The sequence below is a fragment of the Variovorax sp. GW821-FHT09A10 genome (assembly GCF_059418385.1).
On record NZ_JBWKPT010000001.1, the window covers coordinates 923,766 to 940,222 of the forward strand.

The 16,457-nt window shown below is 67.9% G+C and carries 17 protein-coding genes; 12 read left to right on the forward strand and 5 right to left on the reverse strand.

Translation table 11 applies throughout. The features are described 5' to 3' along the window. Window positions 1–32: 32 nt before the first annotated feature. Genes AC07Q9_RS04390 through fabV form a run of 3 tightly spaced genes read right to left on the reverse strand, consistent with a single transcriptional unit; the run spans window position 33 to window position 2,930 of the window. Window positions 33–1,256 (reverse strand): NAD(P)/FAD-dependent oxidoreductase, encoded by a 1,224-nt coding sequence (locus AC07Q9_RS04390; protein ID WP_495307618.1) that lies wholly within the window; start codon window positions 1,254–1,256, stop codon window positions 33–35. A gap of 31 nt (window positions 1,257–1,287) precedes the next feature. Continuing rightward, window positions 1,288–1,707, reverse strand: coding sequence for a group II truncated hemoglobin (locus AC07Q9_RS04395; RefSeq protein ID WP_056578450.1), 420 nt, complete (start codon window positions 1,705–1,707; stop codon window positions 1,288–1,290). A 26-nt stretch (window positions 1,708–1,733) separates the two neighbouring features. Continuing rightward, window positions 1,734–2,930: an enoyl-ACP reductase FabV gene (fabV, locus tag AC07Q9_RS04400; RefSeq protein ID WP_495307620.1), complete on the reverse strand. Its 1,197-nt coding sequence runs from the start codon at window positions 2,928–2,930 to the stop codon at window positions 1,734–1,736. Window positions 2,931–3,121: 191 nt separating this feature from the next. Between fabV and AC07Q9_RS04405 the strand changes: the two genes are divergently transcribed. The 5 genes from AC07Q9_RS04405 to AC07Q9_RS04425 all read left to right on the forward strand — a co-directional run bounded on the left by AC07Q9_RS04405 (window position 3,122) and on the right by AC07Q9_RS04425 (window position 7,273). Beyond that, on the forward strand, window positions 3,122–3,949 hold the full coding sequence (locus AC07Q9_RS04405) for an ABC transporter substrate-binding protein (protein ID WP_062469113.1): 828 nt from the start codon (window positions 3,122–3,124) through the stop codon (window positions 3,947–3,949). 166 nt (window positions 3,950–4,115) lie between these two features. Continuing rightward, on the forward strand, window positions 4,116–4,811 hold the full coding sequence (locus AC07Q9_RS04410) for an amino acid ABC transporter permease (protein WP_495307621.1): 696 nt from the start codon (window positions 4,116–4,118) through the stop codon (window positions 4,809–4,811). A gap of 13 nt (window positions 4,812–4,824) precedes the next feature. Continuing rightward, window positions 4,825–5,535, forward strand: coding sequence for an amino acid ABC transporter permease (locus AC07Q9_RS04415; RefSeq protein WP_495307624.1), 711 nt, complete (start codon window positions 4,825–4,827; stop codon window positions 5,533–5,535). Continuing rightward, window positions 5,532–6,275: an amino acid ABC transporter ATP-binding protein gene (locus AC07Q9_RS04420; RefSeq protein ID WP_495307626.1), complete on the forward strand. Its 744-nt coding sequence runs from the start codon at window positions 5,532–5,534 to the stop codon at window positions 6,273–6,275. The genes AC07Q9_RS04415 and AC07Q9_RS04420 overlap by 4 nt, the downstream gene beginning before the upstream one ends. Beyond that, complete coding sequence (locus AC07Q9_RS04425) at window positions 6,272–7,273, forward strand: isopenicillin N synthase family dioxygenase (RefSeq protein ID WP_495307628.1); 1,002 nt, start codon at window positions 6,272–6,274, stop codon at window positions 7,271–7,273. Before AC07Q9_RS04420 ends, AC07Q9_RS04425 begins: the two co-directional genes overlap by 4 nt. A gap of 28 nt (window positions 7,274–7,301) precedes the next feature. Here the strand turns inward: AC07Q9_RS04425 and AC07Q9_RS04430 are convergent, their stop codons facing one another. Further along, window positions 7,302–7,970 (reverse strand): HAD family hydrolase, encoded by a 669-nt coding sequence (locus AC07Q9_RS04430; protein WP_495307630.1) that lies wholly within the window; start codon window positions 7,968–7,970, stop codon window positions 7,302–7,304. 79 nt (window positions 7,971–8,049) lie between these two features. Then, window positions 8,050–9,390: an MFS transporter gene (locus AC07Q9_RS04435; RefSeq protein ID WP_095743978.1), complete on the reverse strand. Its 1,341-nt coding sequence runs from the start codon at window positions 9,388–9,390 to the stop codon at window positions 8,050–8,052. Window positions 9,391–9,580: 190 nt separating this feature from the next. On the opposite strand from AC07Q9_RS04435, the gene cyoA reads away from it, so the two are divergent. The 7 genes from cyoA to AC07Q9_RS04470 are packed head-to-tail and all read left to right on the forward strand — an operon-like array spanning window position 9,581 to window position 16,435. Further along, a complete protein-coding gene (gene cyoA, locus AC07Q9_RS04440) occupies window positions 9,581–10,606 on the forward strand; it encodes a ubiquinol oxidase subunit II (protein WP_495307631.1) in 1,026 nt (341 codons plus the stop codon). A 1-nt stretch (window position 10,607) separates the two neighbouring features. Beyond that, complete coding sequence (gene cyoB / locus AC07Q9_RS04445) at window positions 10,608–12,614, forward strand: cytochrome o ubiquinol oxidase subunit I (RefSeq protein WP_495301114.1); 2,007 nt, start codon at window positions 10,608–10,610, stop codon at window positions 12,612–12,614. Beyond that, entirely contained in the window at window positions 12,607–13,248 is a 642-nt protein-coding gene (gene cyoC, locus AC07Q9_RS04450) for a cytochrome o ubiquinol oxidase subunit III (protein WP_369644430.1), read from the forward strand. The genes cyoB and cyoC overlap by 8 nt, the downstream gene beginning before the upstream one ends. Further along, window positions 13,245–13,673 (forward strand): cytochrome o ubiquinol oxidase subunit IV, encoded by a 429-nt coding sequence (gene cyoD, locus AC07Q9_RS04455; RefSeq protein WP_495307634.1) that lies wholly within the window; start codon window positions 13,245–13,247, stop codon window positions 13,671–13,673. The genes cyoC and cyoD overlap by 4 nt, the downstream gene beginning before the upstream one ends. Continuing rightward, window positions 13,673–14,497, forward strand: coding sequence for an SURF1 family protein (locus AC07Q9_RS04460; RefSeq protein WP_495307636.1), 825 nt, complete (start codon window positions 13,673–13,675; stop codon window positions 14,495–14,497). Before cyoD ends, AC07Q9_RS04460 begins: the two co-directional genes overlap by 1 nt. Next, window positions 14,481–15,875, forward strand: coding sequence for an ATP-binding protein (locus AC07Q9_RS04465; RefSeq protein WP_095747478.1), 1,395 nt, complete (start codon window positions 14,481–14,483; stop codon window positions 15,873–15,875). The genes AC07Q9_RS04460 and AC07Q9_RS04465 overlap by 17 nt, the downstream gene beginning before the upstream one ends. Then, window positions 15,872–16,435, forward strand: coding sequence for a response regulator transcription factor (locus AC07Q9_RS04470; protein WP_159274905.1), 564 nt, complete (start codon window positions 15,872–15,874; stop codon window positions 16,433–16,435). The genes AC07Q9_RS04465 and AC07Q9_RS04470 overlap by 4 nt, the downstream gene beginning before the upstream one ends. Window positions 16,436–16,457: the final 22 nt, after the last annotated feature.

Genomic DNA, 16,457 nt, shown 5'->3' on the forward strand with positions numbered 1-16,457 from the left:
GCAGCGCCGTTGCGACAGCCGTTACGCCAGGTTCAGGCCAGGTGATTCTTTAGTGGTACCGCCGCGTCCGCCACCGCCTCGGGCGCGGGGCTGCGGCCCGCTTCGAGCAGCTTGCGGCTCATCATGTGATCGACCGGCGCGTTCACCGATTCGACGCACACGAGCTGGTCGTCGACGTAGTGGAACAGCGAAAACGCCTCGGGCTTCGGCCCCGCGCGGCGCGCGCTCACCAGGCCCGGCGTGCCTTCGGCCGGCATGAGGCCCGCCATCTGCAAGCGCAGGCCGCCCTGGTCGGACCAGAACCACGCGACCGCGTCGTGATCGCGCGCGGCGCCGGTCAACGTGGCCACGGCCGTGCGCGCCTGGTCGTTCGCGTTCTGCACCGATTCGAGCCGCAGCGCGCGGCCCGCGCGGCGGTCGGGGAAGCGGGTGCAGTCGCCCACCGCGAGCACGTCGGCCGCGCTGGTCTGCATGCGGCCGTCGACCACGATGCCGTCGGCGCACTCGAGGCCCGCGGCCTGCGCGAGCGCGGTCTCGGGCACGGCGCCGATGCCCAGCAGCAGCAGGTCGATCGGCTGCTTCACGCCGTTGACTTCGACCGACACGAGCCGGTCGCCCACGACCTCGAAGGCGCCGGTCTGCGCGCCCAGCACGATGTCGATGCCGGCCGCGCGGTGCGTGGCGAGCACGTGCGCCGACAGCTCGGGCGACACGGCGCGGCCCAGCAGGCGCGGCGCGCATTCGATCACCTGCACGCGCTTGCCCAGCGCCTGCGCGGTGGCCGCCACTTCGAGGCCGATGAAGCCCCCGCCCAGCACGGTGACCTGCTGCGCATCCGCCAGCCGCGTGCGCAGGCGATGCGCCTCGTCGGCGGCGCGCAGGCTCGCCACGTTTTCCAGGCCTTGCGGCAGGCCGGGCATCTGGCGCGCGCGCGTGCCGGTGGCCAGCACCAGGCGCTCCCACGGCAGCACCGCGCCCGAGCGCAGCGTGACGGTGTGCGCCTCGCGGTCGATGGCCACGGCGGCGTCGCCCAGGTGCAGCGTGATGCCCGCTTCGCGGTACCAGTCGGCGGCCTTGTGCGGCTGCGTGGTTTCTTCGGCGCTCTTGAGGAAGGCCTTCGACAGCGGCGGGCGGTGATACGGCTCGCAGGCCTCTTCGCAGACCAGGTGCACGCGCGCGCCCTGCCCGGCTTCCGCCAGGCCCGCGCAGAGCTGGGCCGCGGCGTGGCCGCCGCCGATGATGACGATGGAATTCATGGAGAACAGTCTTTCGGGAATCGTTGTCGGGTCACTCACCGCGGTTGCGCATCCAATCCGCGGTCTTGAAGAAGGAATCGCGCAGGCGTGCGCGCAGGTCTTCAGGCACGCCGGTCTCGCCCATCGCCTGGTCCATGCAGGCCAGCCACTGGTCGCGCTCCTTGATGCCGATGGTGTGACCGCCGATGGCCTGCGGCAGGTGCCGCGCGCGCAGCATGGGGTGGCCGAAGCGGTCGGTGTAGTGGGCGGGCCCGCCGAGCCAGCCGCACAGGAACCAGAACAGGCGCTGGCGCGCGTTGTCCAGGTCGGTGCCGTGCACGGCGCGCAGTTGCGCGTAGGCCGGTTCGAGGTCCATCAGGTCGTAGAAGCGCTCGACCAGCGCCTCCACCTTGGGCTCGCCGCCGATCCACTCGAAGGGCGTGCCGGCGGGCGGTTTGTCTTGAATCTGCATGGGCGGGAGTATCCCCTCGGGTCGCTCTAGAGTTGGATCAGATCGGGAATGCCCACATCGGTGCTCACGTCGGCCGTGTAGTCCACGCCGTCAACGGCGAAGCCGAACAGGCGCAGGAACTCGGTCTTGTAGCCCGCGAAATCGGTCAGCTCATCGAGGTTGGCGTCGGTGACCTGCGGCCAGAGTTCCTGCACGCGGGCCTGCACCTGCGGCGCCAGTTCCTTGTAGTCGGCGCGCAGGCGGCCTTCGTCGTCCAGGTGCGGCGTGGCGCCGTACAGGCTGTCGGCGTACAGGCCGTGCACCTGCTCGATGCAGCCTTCGTGCGTGCCTTCGGCCTTCATCACCTTGAACAGCAGCGACAGGTACAGCGGCATCATCGGGATGGCCGAGCTGGCCTGCGTGACCACCGCCTTCAGCACCGACACGCGCGCGTCGCCGCCCTTCGCGGCCAGCTGCGCGCGGATGTCCAGCACCTTCTCGTCCAGATCCTTCTTGGCGGCGCCGATGGAGCCGTTCCAGTAGATGTCGTGCGTGATCTGCTCGCCCAGGTAGGTGAAGGCCGTGGTCTTGGCGCCGTCGGCCAGCACGCCGGCCTGCTGCAGCGCGTCGATCCACATCTGCCAGTCTTCGCCGCCCATGACGGCGACGGTGTTGTCGATCTCTTCCTGCGTGGCGAGCTCGAGCACCGATTCCTTCACGGTCCCGCTGTCGGTGTCCAGGCCGCGCAGCGTCACGGCCTTGCCGATGGGCTTGAGCACGGAGTTGAAGACCTGGCCCGTCTTGGGGTGCGTGCGGCGCGGCGCGGCCAGGCTGTAGACCACGAGGTCGACCTGGCCGAGGTCGGCGCGGATGGTCTCGATGGCCTGCTGCTTCACCGCGTCGGAAAAGCCGTCGCCGTTGATCGTCTTGGCGTAGCGCCCTTCGGCCGTGGCGGCGCGGTGGAAGGCGGCGGTGTTGTACCAGCCGGGCGAGCCGGGCTTGGTCGCGCTGCCGGCGCGTTCGAAGCACACGCCCAGCGTGTCGGCGCCGCAGCCGAAGGCCGCGGTGATGCGCGCGGCCAGGCCATAGCCGGTGGACGCGCCGATCACCAGCACGCGCTTGGCGCCGCCCGCGATGGAGGGTTTGGCTTTGACGTACGCGATCTGTTGCCGGACATTGGCTTCGCAGCCCACGGGGTGGGTGGTGACGCAGATGAAGCCGCGCACGCGGGGTTGGATGATCATGAAAAGCTCGCTCGGTAAGACATTCGGGGGACGGCGGCGGGGCACGTCGCGGCGTCGCGAATTTAACCCAGCCGGCAACAGGCCGATTCATCAGCCCCATATGCATATGTCGATTGACGATTTAATAATCTTGGGTTTTGTTGATATGGTTCCGGCCTGAATTTCACTCTGGAGAGAGGACGATCCCCACCATGCGCCACACCCTGCTTGCCGCGGCCCTTGCCGCTTCCGCCCTGCTGACCGGCGTTGCCGCCCATGCGGACCAGCTCGCCGACATCAAGAAGAAGGGCGAACTCGTGGTCGGCGTGCTCGGCACCGACGAGCCCGCCACCTTCATCGATCCGAAGACGCGCCAGATCGTCGGCTACGAGGTCGACCTGGTGAACGCCATCGCGAAAAAGATCGGCGTGAAGCCGGTGCTCAAGCAGATCGCCGTGGCCGCGCGCATTCCCGAGCTGCAGCAGGGCCATGTGGACCTGGTGGCCGCCGGCCTCACGCACAACAAGGAGCGCGAGGCGCAGATCGACTTCTCGCTCACCACCTTCGTCACCGGCCAGAAGGCCATCGTGAAGAAGACCAGCGGCATCACCGAGGTGCCGCAGCTCGGCGGCAAGAAGGTGCTGACCATCCGCGGCGGCACGCAGGAACCCAACATCCGCAAGGCCGTGCCCACCGCCGAGGTCGTGACCTTCGACACCAGCCAGCAGGCCTTCCAGGCGCTGCAGCAGGGCAAGGGCGTGGGCTACGTCGACGACGAGGCCGCGCTGCTGCGCAGCTACGCCAAGCTGGGCCCGCAGAAGGCGCAGTACGTGGTGCTCAAGCAGAACCTGAGCACCGAGTCGCTGGCCATCGGCATCAAGAAGGGCGAGAGCGGCCTGAAGACCGTGGTGGACGACACGCTGCGCGAGCTCGAGAAGTCGGGCGAGGCGCAGAAGATCTTCCTGAAGTGGTACGGCCCGAACACGGCGTCGGGCTTCCAGACGCGCGACTTCAAGCTCGAGACCGACAAGATCGACTGAGCTGCCTTTTGACTTTCTCCTTCCCCTTCCGGGGGAAGGCCGGGATGGGGGCTGACAGCCTTCGCACAGGCCGCGGCGCATCGATCGCCGCCGTGCCCCCACTCCCACCCTCCCCCAGCGGGGGAGGGAGAAGATTCCCCTTGCGACGGTGATACTGTCGCCCCCCATGCCCCTGTTCGACTATTCGCTGCTGCTGACCGGCCAGTACCACGACATGCTGGTCGCGGGCCTGTGGCTGTCGCTGCAGCTGCTCGCGGTCTCGCTCTTCTTCGCGCTGCCGCTGGCGCTGGTGGTGGCGCTGCTGCGGCTCTCGCCGCTGGGGCCGCTGCGCTGGCTCGGCTTTGCGTACGTGGAATCGATCCGCAACATCCCGCTGCTGGCCCACATGCTGTTCTGGTATTTCGGCGCGCCCGAGCTGCTGCCCGAAGGCCTGAAGACCTGGCTCTACGAAGGCCACATCGAGGCCTACAGCGCGATCGTGGCGCTGTCGCTGTACACGGCGGCCTTCATGGCCGAGGACATCCGCAGCGGCATCCGCTCGATCCCGGCCGTGCAGTTCGAGGCCGGCCGCGCGCTGGGCTTCAGCTTCCTGGCCACCATGCGCCGCGTGGTGCTGCCGCAGGCGCTGCGCGTGACCGTGCCGCCGCTCATCTCGCAGACGCTGAGCCTGTGGAAGAACACCTCGATCGCCACGGTGATCGGCGTGGCCGAGCTGATGTACCAGGCCGGGCAGGTCGAGAGCGCGACCTTCCGCAGCTTCGAGTCGTTCGCGTTCGCGAGCGCGGCGTACCTGACGGTGTCGCTGGCCATCACCGGGCTCGCCACCTGGTACCACCACCGGTTCCCGGTGCGGACCATCTGAAGGCGGCGCGCTGATGCTCGAAATCATCCACGACTACTGGGTCTACTTCCTCATCGGCCAGTACCCGAACGGCCCGCTCGGCGGGCTGGTGCTCACGCTGCTGCTGGCCTCGTGCGGACTGGTGCTCGCACTGCCGCTGGGCATCGTGCTCGGCCTGGCGCGCGTGAGCCCGTGGCGCTGCGTGCGCTGGCCCGTCACGGCGCTGGTGTTCGTGGTGCGCGGCCTGCCGCTCTTGATGGTGATCTTCTGGGCCTACTTCTTCCTGCCCAGCGTGACAGGCGTGAAGACCGACCAGTTCACCACCATGCTGATCGCGCTCGTGATCTTCGATGCCGCCTACCTCGCCGAGATCGTGCGCGCCGGCATCCAGGGCCTGCCGCGCGGGCAGATAGAAACCGCGCGCGCGCTCGGCCTGAGCTACTTCGGCGCGATGCGCCTCGTGGTGCTGCCACAGGCGCTGCGCAGCATGCTGCCCTCGCTGGTGAACCAGTTCGTCTCGACCATCAAGGAGACCTCGCTGGGCTACATCATCGGACTGGCCGAGGTGTCGTTCATTGCCACGCAGATCAACACGCAGGTGTTCACCAAGCCGGCGCAGATCTACCTGATCCTGGGCCTGACCTACTTCATCCTGTGCTTCGGCCTCTCGCGCTTCGCCTACTGGCTGGAGCGCCGGCTCGCGCGCCGCGGCCTTCCCGCCGCGCCCCTCAAGGTGCCCGCATGATCGAACTCCAACAAGTCAACAAGTGGTACGGCAGTTACCACGCGCTGGTCGACGTGACCGAGACCATCCACAAGGGCGAGGTGGTCGTGGTGTGCGGGCCCTCGGGCTCGGGCAAGTCGACGCTGATCCGCACCTTCAACCGGCTGGAGCCGATCCAGTCGGGCCGCATCACGCTCGACGGGCAGGACATCCACGCGCCGGGCCTGGACGTGAACGCGTTTCGCTCGCGCATCGGTTTCGTGTTCCAGCAGTTCAACCTGTTCCCGCACCTCAGCGTGCTGCAGAACTGCACCATGGCGCCGATGCAGCTGCACGGCCTGTCGCGCAAGGAGGCCGACGCGCGCGCGATGGCGCTGCTGGAGCGCGTGGGCCTGGCCAACAAGGCCAATGCCTGGCCCGGCGAGCTGTCGGGCGGCCAGCAGCAGCGCGTGGCGATCGCACGCGCGCTCGCCATGAAGCCGCCGCTGATGCTGTTCGACGAGCCCACCAGCGCACTCGACCCCGAGATGGTCGGCGAGGTGCTGCTGGTGATGCGCGACCTCACGCGCGACGGCATGACCATGGTGTGCGTCACGCACGAGATGGGCTTCGCGCGCGAGGTGGCCGACCGCGTGCTCTTCATGGACCAGGGCCAGGTGCTCGAACGCGCCACGCCCGACGATTTCTTCAACCGCCCGCAGCACCCGCGTGCGCGGCAGTTTCTGTCCGACATCCGTTCGCCTTTTTCGAGAGACGCATGACCGACTCCTCCCTCCCCCTCATCGACGTCGCCCCGCTCGTGGCCGGCACGCCCGAACGCGACCGCGTGGCAGCGCAGATCGGCGACGCCTGCCGCGCGCACGGCTTCTTCTACGTCACGGGACACGGCGTCGACGCCGCGCTGATCCAGCGGCTCGAAGACCTGAGCCACCGCTTCTTCGACCTGCCCGAGGAAACCAAGATGCGATGGCGCATGGCCCTGGGCGGCCGGGCCTGGCGCGGCTTCTTCCCGCGCGGCGGCGAGCTGACCTCGGGCCGGCCCGACTGGAAGGAAGGCCTGTACCTGGGCACCGAACTTCCCGCCGACCACCCGCTGGTGCTGGCGAAGACGCCGGTGCACGGGCCGAACCTCTTTCCCGACGTGCCAGACTTTCGCGAGACCATCCTCGCGTACATGGACGCCGTCACGCAGCTGGGCCACCGGCTCATGGAAGGCATCGCGCTGAGCCTCGGCCTGCCCGCGAGCTATTTCGCAGAGCGCTACACGGGCGACCCGCTGATCCTGTTCCGCCTCTTCAACTACCCGACGCAGGCCGTGCCCGAGGGCTTGGACGTGCAATGGGGCGTGGGCGAGCACACCGACTACGGTCTGCTCACGATCCTGCACCAGGACACCGTGGGCGGCCTCGCGGTGCACACGCCGGGCGGCTGGATCGACGCACCGCCGGTGCCCGGCGCCTTCGTCTGCAACATCGGCGACATGCTCGACCGCATGACCGGCGGGCTCTACAAGTCGACGCCGCACCGCGTGAAGCGCAACACCTCGGGCCGCGACCGGCTGTCGTTCCCGCTGTTCTTCGACCCGAACTTCGAGGCCCGCGTGCAGCGCATCGAGGGCTTGGCTGGCGCCGACGCGCTCGACGACAGCGCCGAGCGCTGGGACCGCGCCAACGTGCACGCCTTCAGCGGGCGCTACGGCGACTACCTGCTGGCCAAGGTGTCGAAGGTGTTCCCGCAGCTGCGGGACGAAGTGCTCTGAACTGAACTGAACACGGGCCCTGACCTCGTCAGGGAAACCAGCGCGGCACGTGCGGCACCGCATCGTGCAGCGAATCGAGCACATGAAAGGCCTGCGCGACGATCGCCTCGGGCGGGTGCTTGAGGTCGGGCACCACCACCACGCGCATCCCGGCGGCCAGCGCGGCCTTGGCGCCGTTCTCGCTGTCCTCGAAGGCGACGCAGTCCGCAGGGTCCACGCCCAAGCGCTCGGCCGCGAGGCGGTACAGCGCCGGATCGGGCTTGGCGCGCGCCACCTCGTCGCCGCCCGCGAAGGCCTCGAAGTGATGGAGCACGTCGAGGCTGCCCAGGCAGGCCGCGATCTGGCCGCGCGTGGACGACGAGGCGACCGCGCAGCGCGTGCCGCGCCCGCGCAAGGCGGCGAGCAACTCGGCCGCACCGGGCTTGATGGGAAAGAGCGGCCGGGCGTCGCCGTCGGCACGTTCCAGCTGCAGCGCGGCGGTCACCTGCGTCGCCGCGTGCTGGTAGGCGGCGGGGCCGCCGAGCAGCGCGGCAAGGATCTGCTTCGATTCGCTCATGGCCAGCCCCACGCATTGCAGGTACTGGGCGTGCGAAAGCTCGACATCGAGCGTGCGGGCCGCGGCGATCCAGGCGGCCATGATGGGGCGCTCCGAATCGATCAGCAGCCCATCCATGTCAAAAATGGCGGCGGTGAACATCGAGGCGAATCCTAAGCGAGCGACGCAGCGGCCATGAAAAAAGGGGCCATCGGCCCCTTCGTTCGAGAAACGCTGCCGGTCAGTCCCGCGCCAGCGCCCGGTTCAGCCCCAGCGCCGCCAGCGTGCCGAGCGCGCCGGACAGCAGGTAGATGCTCACGAAGGCCAGGCCGAAGTGCGCCGACAGGCCCAGGGCGACCAGCGGGGCAAAGGCCGCGCCGATGAGCCAGGCCAGGTCGGCCGTGAGAGCCGCGCCCACGTAGCGGTACTTGGGCGCGAAATTGGAGGTCACGGCGCCGGCCGCCTGGCCGTACGACAGGCCCAGGAGCGCAAAGCCCAGCACGATGAAGATGTCCTGGCCGATGCGTCCGCCGTCGAGCAGCGTGGGCGCGAAGCCGCTGAACACGGCGATCATGGCGGCCAGGCCGCCGAGCGTGAAGCGACGGCCGATGCGGTCGGCGATCAGGCCCGAGGCCACGATGCCGATGGCGCCGAACACCGCGCCGACCATCTGCACGATCAGGAACTCGGTGATCGACTGGTCGGAGTACAGCGAAATCCACGACAGCGGGAACACCGTGATCAGGTGGAACAGCGCGTAGCTGGCCAGCGCGGCGAACGCGCCGATCAGCAGGTTGGCGCCCTGCGAGCGGGTCAGCTCGACCACGCTGGTGGGCTGCAGCTCGCGCTCTTCGAGCAGGCGCGCGTACTCGTCGGTGGCCACCAGGCGCAGGCGCGCGAACAGCGCCACCACGTTGATGGCGAAGGCCACGTAGAAGGTGTAGCGCCAGCCCCAGTCGAGGAAGTCGGCCAGCGGCAGGCTGGAATACAGGTACGCGAACAGCGCGCTGGCCAGGAAGAAGCCCAGCGGTGCGCCCAGCTGGCCCAGCATGGCGTACCAGCCGCGCTTGTTGGGCGGTGCGTTCAGCGCCAGCAGCGACGGCAGGCCGTCCCACGAGCCGCCCAGCGCCAGGCCCTGGGCAAAGCGGAAGATCGACAGCAGCACGATGGCCGTGAAGCCGATGCTCGCGTAGCCCGGCAGGAAGGCGATGCCGGCGGTGGAGGTGCCCAGCAGGAACAGCGCAATCGTCAGCTTGGTCTCGCGCCCGAAGCGCCGCTGGATCGCCATCGAGATCACGGTGCCGAAGGGGCGCGCGATGAAGGCGAACGAGAAGATCACGAAGGCCCAGAGCACGCCTTCCAGGCGCTGCTCGAAGGGGAAGAACACCGCCGGGAACACCAGCACCGAGGCGATGCCGTAGACGAAGAAGTCGAAATACTCGGAGGCGCGACCGATGACCACGCCGACCGCGATCTCGCCCGGGGCGATGTGCGAATGGTCGGCGTCTGCGGCGCGGGCGCCGCCTTCGGTCGGGTGCGACACAGGCTGGGCGCCTGGTGGACTGATGCTGGACGTCGTCATCTTGCTAGCTGGCTGGCTGTAATTCGGGTGTCATGCCGGGGCACGACACAGGGGAAATTCTGGACACCCTGTAGCGTCTCACCGAATTGCGTTTACCGCCATAGGACAAAACGTCCAATAGGCGGAATCCCTTGGGCGGCGTAGATTGCAGGGTCATTTTTGCGCGGCCTTCGCACTTTCCTCTCCCGGCATGCACATCCTCAAGACCCTTCGCCGAGCACTTCTGCTGCTTTCCGCCATTTTCCTGGCGGGCTGCAACACGGTGCTGTTGAACCCCTCCGGCGACATCGCCAACCAGCAGGGACGCCTGATCGTCGTCTCCACGGTGCTGATGCTGATCATCATCATCCCGGTGATCGCCCTGACCATCTTCTTTGCCTGGCGCTATCGCCAGTCGAACAAGGAGGCCACCTACAGCCCCGACTGGGACCACTCCACGCAGCTCGAGCTGGCGATCTGGGCCGCGCCGCTCTTGATCATCATCGCGCTGGGCGCGATCACCTGGATCAGCACCCACACGCTGGACCCGTACCGCCCGCTGAGCCGCCTGGACGCGCAGCGCCCGATTCCCGCCGAAACCAAGCCGCTGGTGGTCGAGGTGGTGGCGCTGGACTGGAAGTGGCTCTTCATCTACCCCGAGCAGGGCATCGCCACGGTGAACGAGCTGGCCGCCCCGGTGGACCGCCCGATCAGCTTCAAGATCACGGCCTCGTCGGTCATGAACTCCTTCTTCATCCCCGCGCTGGCCGGCCAGATCTATGCCATGCCGGGCATGGAGACCAAGCTGCACGCGGTGATCAACAAGCCGGGCGAGTTCGACGGCTTCTCGGCCAACTACAGCGGCGCGGGCTTCTCGGACATGCGCTTCAAGTTCCACGGCCTGAGCCATGACGGCTTCGACCAGTGGGTGGCCAAGGTCAAGACCGGCAAAGAGGGTGAACTGACCCGCGAGCAGTACAAGAAGCTCGAAGTGCCGAGCGAGCGCGAGCCCGTGCGCCACTACGCCGCGGTCGACCCGGCCCTGTACGACGCCATCCTGAACCTGTGCGTCGACCGCAACAAGATGTGCATGAAGGAAATGATGGCCATCGACGCCGACGGCGGCCTGGGCAAGCCCGGCGCCTTCAACGTCGCCACCAAGCAGGCCTGGCAGGCCGACTCCCTCGACACGCCCAAGCGCAAGTACGTCACCGCGATGTGCACCACCGAAGACTAAGATGTTGCAGAACCTAGACCTGACGAAGCTCGTCTTCGGCCGCCTCTCCTGGGAGGCGATTCCCCTTCACGAGCCGATCCTGCTCGTGACCTTCGCAGCCGTGATCCTGGGCGGCCTGGCGCTGCTGGGCGCCGTGACCTACTTCAAGCTGTGGGGCACCTTGTGGAATGACTGGATCACCAGCATCGACCACAAGAAGATCGGCATCATGTACATCATCCTGGGCCTGGTGATGCTGCTGCGCGGCTTCGCCGACGCACTGATGATGCGGGCCCAGCAGGCCGTCGCCTTCGGCGACAACGCGGGCTTTTTGCCGCCGCACCACTACGACCAGATCTTCACCGCCCACGGCGTGATCATGATCTTCTTCGTGGCGATGCCGCTGGTCACGGGCCTCATGAACTTCGTGGTGCCGCTGCAGATCGGTGCGCGCGACGTGGCCTTCCCGTTCCTGAACAACTTCAGCTTCTGGATGACCACCTTCGGCGCCGGCCTCGTGATGGCCTCGCTGTTCGTGGGCGAGTTCGCCAAGACCGGCTGGCTGGCGTACCCGCCGCTGTCGGGCATCCTGTTCAGTCCTGACGTGGGGGTCGATTACTACATCTGGTCCTTGCAGATCGCGGGGGTGGGTACATTGCTCTCGGGCGTGAACCTGCTGGCCACCATCGTGAAGATGCGCGCGCCCGGCATGACCATGATGAAGATGCCCGTCTTCACCTGGACCGCCCTGTGCACCAACGTGCTGATCGTGGCCGCCTTCCCGGTGCTCACGGCCGTGCTGGCCCTGCTGTCGCTCGACCGTTACGTCGGCACCAACTTCTTCACGAACGACATGGGCGGCAACGCCATGATGTACGTGAACCTGATCTGGATCTGGGGCCACCCCGAGGTGTACATCCTGATCCTGCCGGCCTTCGGCATCTTCTCGGAAGTGGTCTCCACCTTCTCGGGCAAGCGCCTGTTCGGCTACGCCTCGATGGTGTACGCCACGGTCGTGATCACGATCCTGTCGTACCTCGTGTGGCTGCACCACTTCTTCACCATGGGCTCCGGCGCCAGCGTGAACTCGTTCTTCGGCATCACGACGATGATCATCTCGATCCCCACGGGCGCGAAGATCTTCAACTGGCTCTTCACCATGTACCGCGGCCGCATCCGTTTCGAGCTGCCCATGATGTGGACCATCGGCTTCATGATCACCTTCGTGATCGGCGGCATGACCGGCGTGCTGCTGGCCGTGCCCCCGGCCGACTTCGTGCTGCACAACAGCCTGTTCCTGATCGCCCACTTCCACAACGTGATCATCGGCGGCGTGCTGTTCGGCATGCTGGCAGGCATCACCTACTGGTTCCCGAAGGCCTTCGGCTACAAGCTGGACCCGTTCTGGGGCAAGTGCTCGTTCTGGTTCTGGATCGTCGGCTTCTGGATGGCCTTCATGCCGCTGTACATCCTGGGCCTGATGGGCGTCACCCGCCGCATGAGCCACTTCCAGGACATGTCGCTGCAGATCTGGTTCCAGGTCGCTGCCGTCGGCGCCGTGCTGATCGCCCTGGGCATCGCCTCGTTCCTGATCCAGCTGGTGGTGAGCTTCATCCGCCGCGAGTCGCTGCGCGACACCACGGGCGACCCGTGGAACGGCCGCACGCTGGAGTGGTCGACCTCGTCGCCGCCGCCGGCCTACAACTTCGCGTTCACGCCGCGCGTGCATGACAACGACGCCTGGACCGACATGAAGGCCCGCGGCTACCAGCGTCCGCTGGACGGCTTCAGCCCCGTGCACATGCCCAAGAACACGGCCGCCGGCTTCATCATCGCGGCGCTGAGCGCGGTGTGCGGCTTCGCCCTGATCTGGCAGATGTGGCTCGTGGCCGGCATCGGCTTCGTGGCCATGCTGGCCGCGATCATCGCCCACACCTTCAACTACAAGCGCGACTACTACATCCCCGCGGAAGAAGTCGTTCGCACCGAAGAAGCACGCACGCGCCTGCTGGCCACCGCCCATGTCTGATACCACCGCCCTCCCCTCCCGGAACGCGAACGCACCGGCGTTCGACCTGTTCCACGTCCGCAACGAGGACCACCACCCCGAGAACGGCACGCTGCTGGGCTTCTGGCTCTACCTGATGAGCGACTGCCTCATCTTCGCCTGCCTGTTCGCGGTATACGGCGTGCTGGGCCGCAACTATGCGGCCGGCCCCTCGGGCGCCGACCTGTTCGACCTGCCGCTGGTGGCGATGAACACCTCGCTGCTGCTGCTGTCGTCGATCACCTACGGCTTCGCGATGCTCGAGATGCAGCGCAAGCGCATGGGCGGCGTGCTGCTGTGGCTGGGCATCACGGGCCTCCTGGGCCTGGGCTTCATCGGCCTGGAGCTGTACGAGTTCGCGCACCTGCTGCACGAAGGCGCCGGCCCGCAGCGCAGCGCCTTCCTGTCGTCGTTCTTCGCGCTGGTGGGCACCCACGGCCTGCACGTGAGCTTCGGCATCATCTGGCTGGTCGTGCTGATGGTCCAGCTGCCCAAGCACGGCTTCACCGCCGCCAACCGCCGCCGCCTGATGTGCCTGTCGATGTTCTGGCACTTCCTGGACGTCGTGTGGATCGGCGTCTTCACTTTCGTCTACCTCATGGGATCGATGGCATGAGCGCCCCCGCACACACCGCCACCGCCACCGCCGCACACGGCCACGGCGCACACGACAGCCACGGTCACGGCGACCACCACGACGACGGCCCCGTCAGCCACAGCACCTTCAAGGGCTACATGACCGGCTTCGTGCTGGCCGTGATCCTGACCGCGATCCCGTTCTGGCTCGTGATGGGCAAGGTGATCGCCAACCCGAGCACCACCGCCCTCGTCATCCTCGGCTTCGCCGTGGTGCAGATCGTGGTCCACATGGTGTACTTCCTGCACATGGACGCCAAGTCCGAAGGCGGCTGGAACATGCTGGCGCTGATCTTCACGCTGGTGCTCGTGGTCATCACGCTGGCCGGCTCGCTGTGGGTCATGTATCACATGAACACCAACATGATGCCGGCCATGGTCCACGACATGAAGAACATGCCCTGATGGCCCCGGCCGCCCGCCCGCGCTCCGTTGTCACGCGTGCGGCGCTGGCGGTCTGCGCCCTCCTCGCCTTTGCCGGCTTTCTTGCACTCGGCACCTGGCAGGTCGAGCGCAGGGCCTGGAAGCTCGATCTCATCGCCCGCGTCGACCAGCGCGTGCACGCCCCGGCCGCCGACGCGCCGGCGCGATCCGAATGGCCCACGGTCAACGCGGCCAACGACGAATACCGGCACGTGCGCCTTCGCGGCACGTTCCTCCATGACAAGGAAGCGTTGGTACAGGCCAGCACCCGGCTCGGTGCCGGCTTCTGGGTGCTGACCCCGCTGCGCACCGCCGACGGCAGCGTCGTGCTCGTCAACCGCGGCTTCGTGCCGCCTGAAGCGCGTGAACGCGCGGCGCGCACCGCCCCCGAGCCCCAGGGCGACACCACCGTGGCCGGCCTGCTGCGCCTGACCGAGCCCAAGGGCGGCTTCCTGCGCACGAACGACCCCGCGGCCGACCGCTGGTTCTCGCGCGACGTGCAGGCCATTGCCGCCGCGCGCGGCTTGGCCGACGTGGCGCCGTACTTCGTCGATGCCGAGGCCGGGCCCGCGCCCGCACAGGCCGCGCCCACGTGGCCGGCGGGCGGCCTGACGGTCATCGCCTTCCCCAACAGCCACCTCGTCTACGCCCTCACCTGGTACGGGCTGGCGCTGATGGTGCTCGGCGCCTATGGGTTCGTGTGGCGCGACGACCGGCGCCGACGGGCATCGCAAGACGGCAGCGGCGAAAATGCACCGCATGCCGACGCCGCACGCCCCGACCCCGCCGATGCCCGCCGCGACTGACAAGCTCGTCGCGGTGGCCGGCGAGCTGCACGCCCCGCGCGCGGGCGTCGCGAGCCTGGACAACGCCATCGGCCACCAGAACATGCAGCAGCTGATCCAGCTGCGCTGGTTCGCCGTGGTCGGGCAGGTGGCCACCATCCTCGTGGTGCACTACGGCTTCGGCATCCGCCTGCCGCTGAACCACATGCTGCAGGTGCTCACCTGCCTCGCGCTGTTCAACATGGTGAGCCTGCTGCGCCTGCGCATCCATGGCCGCGTGACCAACGAAGAGCTGTTCGTCGCGCTGCTGGTCGACGTGGCCACGCTCACGGCCCAGCTGTACCTCAGCGGCGGCGCCACCAACCCCTTCGTCTTCCTGTACCTGCTGCAGGTGATCCTGGGCGCGGTGCTGCTCAAGGCCTGGTCGACCTGGACCATCGTGGTCATCACCGGCCTGTGCTTCGCGGGCCTGGCGCTGTTCTCGCGCCCGCTGCCCTTGCCGCTGGACCACGACCGCGGCCTGTGGAGCCCCTACGTGCAGGGCATGCTGGTGTGCTTCGCGCTCAATGCGGCGCTGCTGGTGGTCTTCATCACCCGCATCAGCCGCAACCTGCGCGTGCGCGACGCGCGGCTGGCCGACCTGCGCCAGCGCGCCTCCGAAGAAGAACACATTGTGCGCATGGGCCTGCTGGCCTCGGGCGCGGCGCACGAGCTGGGCACGCCGCTGGCCACGCTGGCCGTGATCCTCGGCGACTGGCGCCGGCTGCCGCACTTCAGCTCCGACCCCGAGCTGCTGCAGGAAGTGGCCGAGATGGAAGTGCAGATCCAGCGCTGCAAGAGCATCGTGAGCGGCATCCTGCTGTCGGCCGGCGAAACGCGCGGCGAATCGTCCGAAGAGACCACCGTGCGCACCTTCCTGGACGACCTCGTCGAAGAATGGCGCACCACGCGCCCGGTCGAGGAGTTCGACTACGAGAACCTGTTCGGGCAGGACCTGCCCATGGTGTCCGACTCGGCCATCAAGCAGATGGTGTGCAACGTGCTCGACAACGCGCTCGAGGCCTCGCCGCACTGGCTGCGCCTGGAAGCCACGCACGACGCCGACGCGCTCACCATCACCGTCACCGACGCGGGCCCCGGCTTCATGCCGGCCATCCTCGCGGAGTTCGGCAAGCCCTACCAGTCGAGCAAGGGCCGCCCCGGCGGCGGGCTGGGCCTGTTCCTGGTCGTGAACGTGGCGCGCACCCTGGGCGGACGCGTCGCCGTGCGCAACCGCCCCGAGGGCGGCGCCATCGTGACCATCACGCTGCCGCTGGCGGCCATCGTGCTCGAAGAGGACGAGGAAGCAGCAACCACCCTCGCGGACAACGCCGCGCCCCCAGCCCCGAGCAGCCCATGACCCACACACCCGACACCGCCGAGGTCCGCCAGCTGCTGATCGTCGAGGACGACGAGGCCTTCGCGCGCACGCTCGCGCGCTCGTTCGAGCGGCGCGGCTACGTCGTGCTGCATGCGCGCAACCTCGAGGAAGTGGAAGCGCTGCTCGAGGAAGGCGACGGCCCCTCGCCCGGCTACGCGGTGGTCGACCTGAAGCTCAACGGCGAGGCCTCGGGCCTGGCGTGCGTGCAGATGCTGCACCGGCACGACGCCGAGATGCTGATCGTGGTGCTCACCGGCTTCGCAAGCATCGCCACCGCCGTCGAGGCCATCAAGCTCGGCGCCTGCCACTACCTGGCCAAGCCCTCGAACACCGACGACATCGAGGCCGCCTTCGGCCGCGCCGCCGGCACCACCGAGGTCGAACTGACCAACCGCTCGACCTCGATCAAGACGCTGGAGTGGGAGCGCATCCACGAAATGCTGGCCGAGACCGGCTTCAACATCTCGGAAACCGCGCGCCGGCTCGGCATGCATCGGCGCACATTGGCACGCAAACTCGGCAAACAGCAGGTCAAGTAACATGATCTGCCGGTTTCGCGGT

Coding starts and splice junctions, on each gene's coding strand:
- AC07Q9_RS04390 (WP_495307618.1), bottom strand. CDS start 1,256: ATGAATTCCATCGTCATCATCGGCGGCGGCCACGCCGCGGCCCAGCTC.
- AC07Q9_RS04395 (WP_056578450.1), bottom strand. CDS start 1,707: ATGCAGATTCAAGACAAACCGCCCGCCGGCACGCCCTTCGAGTGGATC.
- fabV (WP_495307620.1), bottom strand. CDS start 2,930: ATGATCATCCAACCCCGCGTGCGCGGCTTCATCTGCGTCACCACCCAC.
- AC07Q9_RS04405 (WP_062469113.1), top strand. CDS start 3,122: ATGCGCCACACCCTGCTTGCCGCGGCCCTTGCCGCTTCCGCCCTGCTG.
- AC07Q9_RS04410 (WP_495307621.1), top strand. CDS start 4,116: ATGCCCCTGTTCGACTATTCGCTGCTGCTGACCGGCCAGTACCACGAC.
- AC07Q9_RS04415 (WP_495307624.1), top strand. CDS start 4,825: ATGCTCGAAATCATCCACGACTACTGGGTCTACTTCCTCATCGGCCAG.
- AC07Q9_RS04420 (WP_495307626.1), top strand. CDS start 5,532: ATGATCGAACTCCAACAAGTCAACAAGTGGTACGGCAGTTACCACGCG.
- AC07Q9_RS04425 (WP_495307628.1), top strand. CDS start 6,272: ATGACCGACTCCTCCCTCCCCCTCATCGACGTCGCCCCGCTCGTGGCC.
- AC07Q9_RS04430 (WP_495307630.1), bottom strand. CDS start 7,970: ATGTTCACCGCCGCCATTTTTGACATGGATGGGCTGCTGATCGATTCG.
- AC07Q9_RS04435 (WP_095743978.1), bottom strand. CDS start 9,390: ATGACGACGTCCAGCATCAGTCCACCAGGCGCCCAGCCTGTGTCGCAC.
- cyoA (WP_495307631.1), top strand. CDS start 9,581: ATGCACATCCTCAAGACCCTTCGCCGAGCACTTCTGCTGCTTTCCGCC.
- cyoB (WP_495301114.1), top strand. CDS start 10,608: ATGTTGCAGAACCTAGACCTGACGAAGCTCGTCTTCGGCCGCCTCTCC.
- cyoC (WP_369644430.1), top strand. CDS start 12,607: ATGTCTGATACCACCGCCCTCCCCTCCCGGAACGCGAACGCACCGGCG.
- cyoD (WP_495307634.1), top strand. CDS start 13,245: ATGAGCGCCCCCGCACACACCGCCACCGCCACCGCCGCACACGGCCAC.
- AC07Q9_RS04460 (WP_495307636.1), top strand. CDS start 13,673: ATGGCCCCGGCCGCCCGCCCGCGCTCCGTTGTCACGCGTGCGGCGCTG.
- AC07Q9_RS04465 (WP_095747478.1), top strand. CDS start 14,481: ATGCCCGCCGCGACTGACAAGCTCGTCGCGGTGGCCGGCGAGCTGCAC.
- AC07Q9_RS04470 (WP_159274905.1), top strand. CDS start 15,872: ATGACCCACACACCCGACACCGCCGAGGTCCGCCAGCTGCTGATCGTC.